Origin of the sequence: Geobacter anodireducens, assembly GCA_001628815.1 — a bacterium.
Taxonomy (GTDB): Bacteria; Desulfobacterota; Desulfuromonadia; order Geobacterales; family Geobacteraceae; genus Geobacter; species Geobacter anodireducens.
Genome location: CP014963.1, coordinates 1,488,463 through 1,500,886, shown reverse-complemented (window position 1 = coordinate 1,500,886; position 12,424 = coordinate 1,488,463). Strand labels below are relative to the sequence as shown.

Sequence of the window (12,424 nt, the reverse complement as noted above, 5' to 3'; positions counted from 1 at the left end):
CTATCCTCAAGAAAACAGACGAATTTCCGGAGCCGATGCAATGGAACCGAGTTCAGCCGCATGGCGAAAGAAGAGACGCAGCCCGTCCAGGTGAGCGGGCGTCAGATCGTAGGAAATGGTTCGCCAGTAGTCGACAAGCTGCTCCTCGCCGATCCAGTTGCGTTCCGGCGCCTCTGCCGCAATGGCGGGATAGGACTCGTAGGAGATCAGTTTTGCCGCGAGCAGGTCGGCGCCCAGCCGGACCACCTCATCCCGCTGCGACTCCGCAGCTTCACGGCGGACCAGCCAGAGGGCAAACACGAACGGAAGTCCCGTGAACCGGTACCACAGCTCACCCAGGTCATAGACGTGGGGGGCAGTGCCGTCGAGAACCGCCCGAAGGGCCTTGTCGCCGATGAGCAGCAGACCTGGATGGGCTTCCAGCGCCTCCTTCAGCGGGAGGTCGGTCCGCTGGAACCGATTGGTGAACCGGTGGAACAGGCCCAGGATTATCTTTAAAAGATTGACCGATGTGTCGGACTCCGTGGTCATGGCAATGGTGGCGCCATCCAGTTGCTCGATGGGTACGCGGGAAAAGAGCATGACGCTCTTGACCGGCCCCACCGCGCTGATGGAAAGGTCGGGCAGGATCACGTAGCGGTCGGGATGGGTGGCGTATTCGATGGATGACGAGGGGCAGACGTCGATCCCGCCATGGGCGAGAAGTCGGTTGAGCTGGGCAGGCACCCCCGTCACGATCCGGTAATCGGGAGAGTGGCCGAGGCCCCGCAGAGCAGTGAAAATGGGCGTACAGTTGGCATAGACAATATGGCCGAGTGTCAGTGGCATTGCGTGCTCCGGTTCTGGTCAAAAACAAAGGCGAGATGGGTATCTCGCCTTTGCCAGCGGCTGAAACGCCGCTGTTGGTTATTCTTCGTCTTCGTCGGCCTGGCTCACGTACTCTGCGTAATCCTCCGCCGACAGGAGCGACTTGAGCTCTTCAGGGTCATCGAGTGAGACCACTGCAATCCACCCCCCGTCATAGGGGTCGTCGTTGACGATCTCCGGGGCAGCGTCCAGTTCCTCGTTTACCTCCAGCACCGTCCCGCTGATGGGGGCGTAAAGCTCCGACGCGGTCTTACGTGCCTCAAGGGAACCAAAGGAATCCTCCTGCTCCAGTTCATCTCCCACCGTGGGCAGTTCTATGGCACTGACGGTGCCCAGGGCATCCTGGGCGTAATCGGTCAGCCCGATGACCGCCCGATCCCCCTCTTCCCTGACCCAGACGTGTTCCTTGCTGTACTTGAGCTCTTCAGGAAAATCCATGCCCTACTCCAGCACGATTCGCTCGAGGAAGCCGGTGTCGACGTTCCCCTCCATGAAGTCTTTGTTGTCCATAATCCTCTTGTGGAAAGGGATCGTGGTCTTGATGCCCTCAATGATGTACTCGTCAAGGGCCCGGGCCATGCGGCGGATGGCATCCTCCCGGGTTTCGGCGTGGACGATCAGCTTCGCGATGAGCGAGTCATAATGGGGAACCACGGAATACTGATCATAGACAAAGGAATCGATCCGCACCCCCAGGCCGCCCGGGGTATGGTAGCCGACGATCTTGCCCGGCGACGGGGTGAACTTCACCGGATCCTCGGCATTGATCCTGCACTCGATGGCGTGGCCGTGCAGCTTCACGTCGCTCTGCTTGTAACGGAGCTTGAGACCGGCCGCGGAACGGATCTGCTCCCGGACGATGTCGATGCCGGTCACCATTTCGGTCACCGGATGCTCCACCTGCACCCGGGTATTCATCTCCATGAAATAGAAGTTGAGGTCCTTGTCCACCAGGAACTCAACGGTGCCGACACTGTCGTACCCCACGGCCTTGGACGCGCGAACAGCCGCATCACCCATGGCCTTGCGGAGTGCAGGAGTCATGACCGGGCAGGGCGACTCCTCGATGATCTTCTGGTGACGGCGCTGGATGGAGCAATCCCGCTCACCCAGGTGGATCACGTTGCCGTGCTTGTCGGCCATGACCTGTATCTCGACGTGACGCGGCTTCTCACAGTACTTCTCGATGTAGACCTCGGGGTTGCCGAAACCGGCCTGGGCCTCGGCGCGGGCCGTGGCAAAGGCATTGGGGAGGGCCGCCGGGGAGTGTACGATCTTCATCCCCCGGCCGCCGCCGCCGGCAGTCGCCTTGATGATGACGGGGAAGCCGATTTTCTTGGCGATCTTCACCGCCTCGTTGACGTCGTTAACCCCCTCCTTGGTGCCGGGCAGGATCGGTACATCCTCCTTGATCACCGCCTGCCGGGCGCTGATCTTGTCGCCCATGATGCGCATGCTCTGCGAGGAAGGGCCAATGAAGGTTATGCCGCAGTTTTCGCAGATCTCGGCAAAGGCGGCATTTTCCGAAAGAAAGCCGTAGCCGGGGTGGATCGCCTCGGCATCGGTCAACTCGGCAGCCGAAATAATGGCGTTGATATTGAGATAGCTTTGCAGGCTCGGCGCGGGGCCGATGCAGACGCTCTCATCCGCGAGCTTCACGTGGAGCGAATCCTTGTCCGCTGTCGAGTAGACGGCAACAGTCTTGATTCCCAGCTCCTTGCAGGCCCGGATGACCCTCAGGGCGATTTCGCCGCGATTTGCAATCAGAACTTTATGAAACATGTAGATTTCTCCAATGACGGCCGGGACGAGCTACATCGGCTCCACGATGAAGAGGGGCTCCCCGAACTCCACCGGCTGGGCGTTCTCTTTGCATATTTGGACGATCTTGCAGCGGAACTCGGCCTCGATTTCGTTCATGAGCTTCATGGCCTCAACGATGCAGAGGACCTGCCCCTTTTCCACCACTTGGCCGACTTCCACGTAAGGGGCCGCATCAGGGGCCGGGGCACGATAGAAGGTACCGACGATGGGAGAGGCTACCTCCTTGCCGGCCGCCACGGCGGGAGCGGGGGCAGCAGGAGCTGCAACCGGGGCGGGCGCAGCAGCGGCAACCGGTGCGGCAACAGGCTGGGGAATGGCCATCATGGGCGCGGGGGCCTGATACTGGACCACCTGGGGAGTACAGCCGCGCTTGATGTGAATCTTCTCCTCGGCTCCCTCCAGCTCGAACTCGGTGATGTCGGTTTCGGTAACCATTTTTATGAGTGACTTCAGATCCTTGATATCCATGTATCGTATCTCCTTTGACGGGTATCGCCGCCGGGACGTGCCAACGGCGTTACAAAATCATGAGTTCCTTGGGAACCATGGTAATAGGACGGCAACCATGCTCGGTAACGATGACCGTGTCTTCGATCCGCACGCCACCCCAGCCGGGAATGTAGATGCCCGGCTCGATGGTGAAAACCATGCCGGCAGCCGCTACACCCTCGCTCCGGGGGGAAACGACCGGCCTCTCATGGACGTCAAGGCCGACGCCGTGGCCGAGGCCATGGCCGAAAAAGGCGCCGTAGCCCTGTTCTTCAATATATCCGCGGGCGATCCGATCGACTTCCCGCAATTCGGTGCCGGGCCTGACCGCGGCAATCGCCCGATCGTGAGCTTCCTTGACAATGCCGTAGACCTGGCGCTGGCGCTCATCGGGGGCGCCCACGGCAACGGTCACGGTTTCGTCCGAACAGTAGCCTTCGTACCGTGCGCCGAAATCGATGGTAACCAGTTCTCCCGCAGCCAGTGCCTTGTCGCTGGCACGTCCGTGGGGAAGGGCTCCCCGTTCGCCGGAAGCCACGATGAAATCAAAGGATGAATTCTCCGCACCGGCGCGGCGCATGGCGAATTCGAGCTCAAGGGCCAGTTCGCGCTCCACGGCGCCCGGCTTCACCAACGGCAGGACTGACAGCAGGGCCTCGGAGGCCAACCGGGCGACACGGGACAAGATCTCACATTCCGAGGGGTCCTTGATCAGCCGGAGCTGGGCAAGCTCATCACCGATGGGCACCAGTTCGGTCTCGGGGAGTTTCTGCCGCAGGGACTCGTACACGGCAACCGTCGTGTGTTCAGACTCAAACCCGATCCGGCGGAATCCCTGTTCCCGCGCCAGCTCAGCGATCCCGTCGAGTTTGATGCGATATTCGACCGTCGGGAACCCGGCAACCTGACGGGACGCCTGGGTGGTGTAGCGTGAATCGGTGAGGAACCAGCACGCCTCCCTCCCGAGGACCACTGCACCATCGCTTCCGGTGAATCCGGAAAGGTACCGAACGTTACTCATGTTAAAAAACACGATGGCATCAACATCGTGTTTTTCAGCATGACTCCGGGCCTTATTGAGCCTGTTTTGTAACATGTTTCAACCCTTGGTGACAATCCCTTTTTCAATGTGGGTAAAAAGGGCGCGCAACCCGAGCAGGTAGCTGTCCGCGCCGAACCCCGTGATCTGCCCCACGGCAACGGGTGCGACGAAACTGTGGGTCCGGAATTCCTCCCGGCGATGGATATTTGAAAGATGCACCTCAACCACCGGCAACGCCACTGCGGTGAGGGCGTCGCGAATGGCAACGCTGGTGTGGGTATATGCGGCCGGGTTGATGAGAATGCCGGCACAGGTTCCCGCCGCGGCCTGGATGGCATCGACCAGCGCCCCTTCGCTGTTGGACTGGAACAAGGAGAGTGTACACCCCAGCTCATCGGCCAAGGCTACCAGAGACTCATTGATCCGATCAAGGGTTAACGTGCCGTAGATGCCCGGTTCGCGGGTTCCCAGCAGATTCAGGTTCGGGCCGTGCACCACGAGAATGCGCATGCATGTGCTCCTTTTCCGGAGAGGCTGGCTTACGACAGCAGTTCGCGCAGTTTCGGGGCGGCAAGGCGCAACAGGTAGCGCCCTTTGCCGTAGTTGCCGTCCCGCTCGAGAGTCAGGACCAAAAACGCATCGTCGTTTATGACCCGGACAATGACCCGCGACCGCTCGGTAGCGACGGAAACCTCCTCCATGTCGCCGGTCCCGAGCACATCGACCGTCCTTTTGACCTCCTTGAGCACGGTGGCGTACTCAACGGCCAGGAGATGGAGGTCCATGGGGGGATCTTCCCTGAGATACTCGTCGATATGGATACCGTCGTAGCCCATGATGGCCGCGCCCAGCCCTCCCTCGACCCCGTCGACGATCTGCTTCAGTGCGGCACTGAACGGCATTGGCGTATCCTCCGAATGGAATCGAGCCACCCTTCGAGCACAGAGACTACATGGGCCGCGGCCCCATCCCCCCCTGCAACGCTGGCCGACGACCTGGTCACTGCAGCGTCCTCAAGGGGAGTATCAACCTGGGGTGCCGACTCGCCGGCAGAGCCGAAAACCGCCTCACTCTCGAAAGCACCTGTGCCCGCGGCCACGTCTTCGCCGAATTCCGCGTCGCCGGCAGCCATGGCCACGGAGGGACCACCCTCCATCAGGACAGATTCGCGGGCGCGGGCCTCGTCCTCATCGATGCGCCTCTTGAGGTCCACCATCCGGTTGCGGAGCGCCTCATTGAGGGGGTCGGCATCCAGCAGCTCACGGTAGATGACGAGCGCCTTCTTGGGGAACCCCTGTGCTATGTAGAGATCCGCGATGGTGCCGGTACTCAGGACATCGTGCAGACCCGGGACGCCAGCATTCGCTGCGGGCTCTTCATCGAGAAGAAGGCCCGCGAACGACTCCTCCGCGAGCGGCGGAGGCGGTGTGCGCTCTGCAACGGCTGCAACCTCTTCCCCGTCGACCCCCTCGTCAACCAGTTCTTCGATAATCTCGATCTCTTCCAGCAACGATTCATCTTCCACATCGGCGCCCGCACCGTCGAAGAGGTCGTCGGCATAGCCAGAGCTCTCAAAGGGTTGCCGGCACATGGCGTCGAGCATGAGCCTGCTTTCCAGATCATCGGGATTGAGGGAAAGGATGATCTCCAGGCACCGGCGGGCGAGATCGGTTTCCCCGGCATCACCATAGATCTGGCTGAGAAGCTTTTGGGCCAGGAGATTATCCGGCGTGACCCGTACGACCTTCTCCAGGGCCGTCCTGCTCTCCGTCCGCTCACCCTTCTCGAAGCAGGCGCGTCCGAGGGCCATGTACCCCCCGACATACTCCGGATGCTGCCCGATCCCCGTGCGGGCCGTCATGATGGCGTCGTCCAGGAGCCCCACTTTGCGATACAACTCTGAAAGAGGCGCAAAGCAGTACGACCCGGGATCCTTGGCCAGGATATCCTCATAGCGCTTGATATCGGTCCAGAACGATTCGGTTCCGTGTTCCATGGTCATTCCCCCACGCCGCAGATGCCGAATACTTCAGACAGGTTTTCGATCCTGACGATTTCGTGGCTGCCGATTCCCCGGTTGAGAACGAAGTCCAGCCCCCGATCCCGGGCCTTTTTATCGCGCAGGAGTACGTCGCGATAGCTGTCTGCGTCAAACGACGGAAGCCCGGTCGCAGCCCCACCGCCTCCACCAGTGCGCGAATCCGCCGGGTATCGCCGGCCGAGGAGTATCCCCGGGCCTCTGCCAGGACAGCGGCCCGCACCATACCGATGGCGACCGCCTCCCCGTGGAGCACGGCAGTATAGCCCGTCAACGCCTCCACGGCGTGGCCGAACGTGTGCCCGTAGTTGAGAACCGCCCGAAGGCCGGCCTCACGCTCATCCTGCTCCACGACCCAGGCCTTCAGCGCGCAGCAACGCGTTATGGCCCGGACCAGCGTCTGCCGGTCGCGCCCGAGAAGAGCGCTCACATTCTGTTCGAGAAAGGCGAAGAACTCACCATCGAGCACCACGCCATACTTGATGACTTCGGCAAGCCCGCCGAGATACTCGCGCCGGGGAAGAGTGGCAAGGGTGTCCACGTCGATGAGGACCGCCCTGGGCTGGTGGAAGGCACCGATCAGGTTCTTGCCCAGCGGATGGTTGATGCCGGTCTTGCCCCCCACACTGCTGTCCACCTGGGCGAGGAGCGTGGTCGGAACCTGCACGAAGGGGATGCCGCGCAGATATGTTGCCGCGGCATAACCGGCCAGGTCTCCAACCACCCCTCCGCCCAGGGCGACAACAAGGGAGTCCCGCGTCAATCCGCCGTTGACGAGTCTGTCATAGACGCGATTGAGGGTGGCCGAGGTCTTATGCTCTTCTCCATCGGGGATCTCAATGCGCAGCACGTTAAAACCGGCGGCAGTCAGCGAATCGGCCACGCCGCCCGCATAGAGGGGACCAACGGTAGTATTGGTCACGACAGCCACGCGCCTGCCGGCCACAGCGTCACGACACACGGCGCCGATCGTGCCGATGATCGCCGAGCCGACGCGGATGTCGTAGCTCCGTTCACCGAGTTCTACTCTCAGCGTCTCGATGGTCATTGATGCTCCCGGACAAAGGTGGCGATTTCGGTGACCACATCTTCCACGCTTTTGCCGGCAGTGTCAATCCTCAAGTCCGCATCGGCGTAAGCGTCCTCACGACCTGCCATGAGCGCGGCCAGGGCCTCCGGAGTGTTGTTGCTCTTCAGCAGCGGTCGCTCCCGATCCCCCTTCAACCGACACAGGATCACCTCAAGCGAGGCCGTGAGATTCACCACAAGGCCCGCCTTGCGGAGCAACTCTCTGTTACGGGGCGCAATAACCGCCCCTCCCCCGGTGGCCACCACCCGGCCGGAAACGCCGCAAAGGAAACGGATCGCTTCCGTTTCCAGCTCGCGAAACCGTTGTTCCCCATAACGCTCGAATATCTCGTTGATGGAGATGCCGGCCCGACCCACGATCAGCGCGTCCAGATCGCTGAAGCAGTAACCGAGGCGCTTTGCCAGGAGCTTTCCCACCGTGCTCTTGCCGGTCCCCATGAAACCGGTCAGGACCACGTTGCGCCCGTCAGAAGGCACGGAGATACTCCAGATACCCCTCATAGTTGCGCCGTACTTCCCCGAGCGAATCACCGCCGAACTTCTCCAGCATGGCATTGGCCAATTCAAGGGCCACAACCGCCTCTGCCACCACCGCCGCTGCGGGAACGGCGCAGGCATCGGAACGCTCCACCGTGGCCTCGAAGGGCTCTTTGGTCTGCATGTCGACGGAGCGGAGCGGCCGATAGAGGGTGGGGATCGGCTTCATGGCAGCACGGATGACGATATCCTCGCCATTTGTGATACCGCCTTCAATGCCGCCGGCATTATTGCCCTTGCGGTAAAAGCCCGAAAGCTCGCCCCGGCCTATTCTCGCGGGGTCATAGTAGATTTCGTCATGGACCTGGGAACCGGGGCGGCGGGCGGCATCGAAACCGAGCCCGATCTCCACCCCTTTTATGGCCTGAATGCTCATGACCGCCATGGCCAGGCGGGCGTCAAGCTTGCGATCCCACTGCACGTGGCTGCCGAGCCCCACGGGCAGGCCGGAGGCGATGACCTCCACCACCCCGCCCACCGTGTCGCCAGCCTCACGTGCGCCATCGATAAAGGCCTTCATCCGCTCTTCGGCCTCGGCATCATAGGTAAAGAGTTCGGACGCGGCTGACAACTCTTTCATCCGCTCCAGCGGAAGAGCGCCACGCTCGGCGCGTATCCCCCCCACCTCTGAAACAAAGCCGTTCACTTCAATATCGAACGAGGCGAGAAACGCCTTGGCAACAGCACCAACCGCCACCCTCGCCGCCGTCTCGCGGGCACTGGAGCGCTCCAGGATATTGCGGACGTCCCGGTGATCGTATTTCATGGCTCCCGGCAGGTCCGCATGGCCGGGACGGGAGCGGGTCACGCGGATTTTCTCGTCCCGGTGCCGTGCGTTGGGAGACATCTTCTCCTGCCAGTTGATCCAATCGCGGTTGATGATGCAGAGCGTCACCGGTGACCCGATGGTCTCCCCCCAGCGCACGCCGGAGAGAATCTGAACCTCGTCCCGCTCGATTTTCATCCTGCCGCCGCGGCCGTAGCCGCACTGGCGCCTGGCAAGATCGCGGTTGATCGACTCTTCGGTAATGTTCAGTCCTGCCGGCAACCCCTCGATGATTGCCGTAAGTTGCGGGCCGTGGGATTCACCGGCTGTCAGGTAACGTAGCATGAATACCTCTCAGGCAAAGAAATGCCAGGGGACCCCCCTGGCATTTCTTTATCCTTCATCATGATTAATCAGCGGCAATCAATAGCCAATTGGCACCATAAGCCTAGTACCGAGGGCATCGGTAATTGTTAGCGTTGCAGTTTGAGGTCCAACTGGATTTGCCATCAATATGACGGTGACAGTCCTGTCAGAGACACTCGCCTCCACATCGGCAGTAGTGGAGGAGACCGAGAATGGAGTGACGCCGCCGCTTAAAGCAAGGGTTTTAGCTGTTCCCACCGTATCTGTGTCGGCGAATGACAATGCCGTCGGATTAACAGCCAGTGAACTTACTGCTGGCACGGAAACAGTTTTAAATTGGTTCAAATCTCCAGTACTGGCATTGATGTCATAGAATATTGGTGTGCTTCTCTGTCGAACAACCGGATAAACAACCCCGACCTCACCGGAAGAGTTTACCTTATATGTTGCACTATATGTCGCAAGAGTAGAGATATTGGTATACACCCTCGTATTGAAGGCAATTTCGGTACCGAGAGGGTCCTTTGAAGGGTGCGTATACTTTGCCGTTGCAGTTACCTGGTAGTTACCTGCCGTTAAATCATTAGTTGAGGCATTGAGAGTCAGGCCTCCGACAAGGTCATCGCCACCGCTTCCGCCACATCCGCCAATCAATAGCCCTGCAATCAAGAGAAGACCGCTCAGTTTCTTTAATATCATGCCTTCCTCCACAATAGGTTAGGATACGATTTTCGGCGTTATGAATATCAGCAATTCCGTCTTGGTTTTATTCTTCGTGTTTGACTTGAAGAGCCAGCCAAGCAGGGGAATGTCCATCAGGAACGGCACGCCGCGGTTTTCATCCGTGTCACTGTCCACGTAAATGCCGCCAATGACCGTGGTTTCACTGTTCTTAACCAAAAGCTCCGTGGTTGCTTCCTTCTTGTTAATGGGGGGAGGTGATCCCGTGCCGGCTGAGTTGTTGGACGCTTTGATCTTCATGGAGATACTGCCGTCGGCGGTGATATGCGGAGTTACCTCGAGAGTGAGCGCTGCTTCGACGAACTCGGTCTTGGTTCCTTCTGCGGATGTTGTCTGATACGGGATAGACTGGCCCTGGGAAATCTTCGCTGCTTTGTTGTTGAGAGTAACCACCTTCGGTGTCGACACGATTTTGACGAGACCGGCAACGGCAGCGGCCGACAAACGAAGATCAACCTGGAAGTTGTTGGTGAGCTTGCCGAAGGAAATGCCTACCGCACCGCCGGAAGACGTGGCTGTAGGAAAACCGCTTGCTGGCGGCGGTGTCACGATGCCGCCGAATCCGGCATCCATGGCATTGACATTGAGAATCGAGGCTGACCCATCCTTGTAATGGAGCCCCCACTGGACACCCAGGTCGCGGGTGAAGGTGGAGGTTGCTTCCACGATACGCGCTTCGATGAGCACCTGCTTTTCAGGCAAATCCAGATTTTTGAGCAAGGCACGCATTTCAGCCAGAGCCGGCTCGATATCCTTCACGATCACCCGGTTGGTCCGCGCATCCTGGCTGATGGTTCCCCGCTCACTCTTGACGGTGTTGAACTGGGATACGATATCCCCCACTGTGGCGAAGTTGATGTCGAAGACTTCCGTCTTCAGTTCCATGCCCCGTTCCCTGGCCCGCTTCAGGGCCTGCTCTTCGTCAGCCAGGGTCTGGATCTTGGACTTGGGGCGGATTTGGACGATGTTGCCGTCCCGCTGCATCCCCAGGCCCTTGTTCTCAAGAATGACATCAAGGGCCTGGTCCCAGGGAACGTTGACCAGCTTAAGGCTGATGGTGCCGGAAACGTCGTCGCCCACGAGGAAGTTGAGATTGCTCACCTCGGCGATGAGCTGGAATATCTTGCGGATATCGGCATCGGAAAATTCAAGCGTCACGCGGCGCCCGGTATACACCTTCTTTGTTCCGCCCGACGGGGCGACGCCGGCAAGCGGATCGGACTCCCTGGGGGTCTGCCGGACAGCAGCCTGGGCCTTGCCATCCTGAAGCGCGGGAGAGGCAGGCACATCCGCCACCGGAGGCTCGAAGCCTTCGGGGTTCCTGATATTCATCTGCAGCAGGTCCCCTTCACGCCTGACATCGTAGGATGCGGGCTGGCGGAGCAGAACTTGAATCTTTACGTCACTGTGCCCCTTGGTCTTCACCTGGTAGGGAGTAACCTTCTGAACGACACTGGCAAAAGCGCCCGTATCGAGATGACGTTGCAGCTTCCTGGGAAGGACGCAGTTTCTGAGCGTCACGCTGAAGCCGTCGGCGGTTTTCGCCGGCTTGTCGTTGGCACAGGCGCCGGTGACGGCAACTGTGATGCGCGAGGTCCCATCAATCACCTTGAAATCAATGGACTCAACCGCAGGGGCTGAACCCCTTGACGGTTCGGCGGGCTTGACCGGCTCCGGCTGCCGCGCCTGGGATACTGAGGCGGAAGGCTGCGCAGGGGCGGCAGCACGCGGTGCTTCAACAACCCTGTCAGCCGGTGCAACCACCAGGCCGGCCGCCCCCTTTGTCACGCCAAAGGGAGGAAGAGTGCCTCCTGCGGCGTCAAGTACAATCCTGACCTTGTCGGGATAGGCGCCAATGCGGGCCGTGCCTATGCCTAAGGCGTTCAGCGGGATGACCTTTGAGTTCACTCCGAGCTTGGCGTCCGCGATATCCACCACGAGCCGATCGGGTTTGGCAAGGCGGAAGGACTTGAAGTCCCTTATTTCTCCGGTTGTTTCAATCAGCAGGTAGCCATTCTGCGATTCGATGGCCTTGATAACGGGGGAACCGGTCTGCGAGGAAAGGACAGGAGCTATCGGAGCCTGAGGCTTCGCGGCAACGGGCGCCTGAACTACTGCCGGGACTGGGTCGGCCGTCACCGGGGAACCGGCAACGCTTCCCGGGCCTGGGCAGCAACCGGCGCGGCTTCGGCGGCAGCGGGCGCACCGGCCACGGCAGGACGTGCCACGGCAAGGGCAAGCATTCCTTTGTCGCTGGCATCGATGGCCGCGTTCACCTCGGTGTCGCGTGTGAGATATACCTCCACGCGGGTCATGGCCGTGGCGCCTTCTCCGTACCGCACCGTCTCAATGCGCCGGATGGTATCGGAGTTCACCTCCATCGGCGACGCAATGGCGCCCGGTTCGGTACGGGCCAAGTCGATGACCGCCTTGGGCGGATCAGCCGTCTTGTAGAACGTGTAGGCCAAGGGCCGGTCGGCTGACAGCACGATCCGGGCGCCCTCACCCGTTTCCGCCACCTTGATCTCGCGCAGGACGCCCCCCTTGACCTGCTCGGCCATGGCGTCGCCCTTCACGCTGGAGTGAACCTCAGCGCATCCGCAGAACACGGCCAGCAGTGACATCAGGACGAGTTTCCGGGAGAGTGTCGTCTGGATTCTCATGG

10 protein-coding genes and 2 pseudogenes are annotated in these 12,424 nt (G+C 60.4%); all 12 read right to left on the bottom strand.

The window, feature by feature from the left end:
• Positions 1-6 precede the first annotated feature (6 nt).
• The 12 genes and pseudogenes from A2G06_06785 to A2G06_06730 all read right to left on the bottom strand — a co-directional run bounded on the left by A2G06_06785 (position 7) and on the right by A2G06_06730 (position 12,422).
• The gene (locus tag A2G06_06785) at positions 7-828 is read right to left on the bottom strand and encodes a futalosine synthase (GenBank protein ID ANA40066.1); all 822 of its coding nucleotides are present in this window, start codon (positions 826-828) and stop codon (positions 7-9) included.
• 78 nt (positions 829-906) lie between these two features.
• Positions 907-1,305, bottom strand: a complete 399-nt coding sequence (locus A2G06_06780; GenBank protein ANA40065.1) for a glycine cleavage system protein H — start codon at positions 1,303-1,305, stop codon at positions 907-909.
• Between the two features lie 3 nt (positions 1,306-1,308).
• A complete protein-coding gene (locus tag A2G06_06775) occupies positions 1,309-2,649 on the bottom strand; it encodes an acetyl-CoA carboxylase biotin carboxylase subunit (GenBank protein ANA40064.1) in 1,341 nt (446 codons plus the stop codon).
• A gap of 30 nt (positions 2,650-2,679) precedes the next feature.
• Positions 2,680-3,159, bottom strand: a complete 480-nt coding sequence (locus tag A2G06_06770; protein ANA40063.1) for an acetyl-CoA carboxylase, biotin carboxyl carrier protein — start codon at positions 3,157-3,159, stop codon at positions 2,680-2,682.
• Positions 3,160-3,208: 49 nt separating this feature from the next.
• On the bottom strand, positions 3,209-4,276 hold the full coding sequence (locus A2G06_06765) for an integrase (GenBank protein ANA40062.1): 1,068 nt from the start codon (positions 4,274-4,276) through the stop codon (positions 3,209-3,211).
• Positions 4,277-4,279: 3 nt separating this feature from the next.
• Positions 4,280-4,732, bottom strand: a complete 453-nt coding sequence (locus tag A2G06_06760; GenBank protein ANA40061.1) for a 3-dehydroquinate dehydratase — start codon at positions 4,730-4,732, stop codon at positions 4,280-4,282.
• A 29-nt stretch (positions 4,733-4,761) separates the two neighbouring features.
• Positions 4,762-5,124, bottom strand: a complete 363-nt coding sequence (locus A2G06_06755) for a GTPase (GenBank protein ANA40060.1) — start codon at positions 5,122-5,124, stop codon at positions 4,762-4,764.
• Positions 5,103-6,224: a hypothetical protein gene (locus A2G06_06750; GenBank protein ID ANA40059.1), complete on the bottom strand. Its 1,122-nt coding sequence runs from the start codon at positions 6,222-6,224 to the stop codon at positions 5,103-5,105. Before A2G06_06750 ends, A2G06_06755 begins: the two co-directional genes overlap by 22 nt.
• Positions 6,221-7,308 (bottom strand): annotated as a pseudogene (locus A2G06_06745) (3-dehydroquinate synthase). The gene A2G06_06750 and the pseudogene A2G06_06745 overlap by 4 nt, the downstream one beginning before the upstream one ends.
• Positions 7,305-7,850 (bottom strand): shikimate kinase, encoded by a 546-nt coding sequence (locus tag A2G06_06740; protein ANA40058.1) that lies wholly within the window; start codon positions 7,848-7,850, stop codon positions 7,305-7,307. The pseudogene A2G06_06745 and the gene A2G06_06740 overlap by 4 nt, the downstream one beginning before the upstream one ends.
• Complete coding sequence (locus A2G06_06735; protein ID ANA40057.1) at positions 7,816-8,997, bottom strand: chorismate synthase; 1,182 nt, start codon at positions 8,995-8,997, stop codon at positions 7,816-7,818. Before A2G06_06735 ends, A2G06_06740 begins: the two co-directional genes overlap by 35 nt.
• Positions 8,998-9,735: 738 nt before the next feature.
• Positions 9,736-12,422, bottom strand: a pseudogene (locus A2G06_06730) (pilus assembly protein PilQ).
• Between the last annotated feature and the right edge of the window lie 2 nt (positions 12,423-12,424).

Coding starts and splice junctions, on each gene's coding strand:
- A2G06_06785 (ANA40066.1), bottom strand. CDS start 828: ATGCCACTGACACTCGGCCATATTGTCTATGCCAACTGTACGCCCATT.
- A2G06_06780 (ANA40065.1), bottom strand. CDS start 1,305: ATGGATTTTCCTGAAGAGCTCAAGTACAGCAAGGAACACGTCTGGGTC.
- A2G06_06775 (ANA40064.1), bottom strand. CDS start 2,649: ATGTTTCATAAAGTTCTGATTGCAAATCGCGGCGAAATCGCCCTGAGG.
- A2G06_06770 (ANA40063.1), bottom strand. CDS start 3,159: ATGGATATCAAGGATCTGAAGTCACTCATAAAAATGGTTACCGAAACC.
- A2G06_06765 (ANA40062.1), bottom strand. CDS start 4,276: ATGTTACAAAACAGGCTCAATAAGGCCCGGAGTCATGCTGAAAAACAC.
- A2G06_06760 (ANA40061.1), bottom strand. CDS start 4,732: ATGCGCATTCTCGTGGTGCACGGCCCGAACCTGAATCTGCTGGGAACC.
- A2G06_06755 (ANA40060.1), bottom strand. CDS start 5,124: ATGCCGTTCAGTGCCGCACTGAAGCAGATCGTCGACGGGGTCGAGGGA.
- A2G06_06750 (ANA40059.1), bottom strand. CDS start 6,224: ATGACCATGGAACACGGAACCGAATCGTTCTGGACCGATATCAAGCGC.
- A2G06_06740 (ANA40058.1), bottom strand. CDS start 7,850: ATGAGGGGTATCTGGAGTATCTCCGTGCCTTCTGACGGGCGCAACGTG.
- A2G06_06735 (ANA40057.1), bottom strand. CDS start 8,997: ATGCTACGTTACCTGACAGCCGGTGAATCCCACGGCCCGCAACTTACG.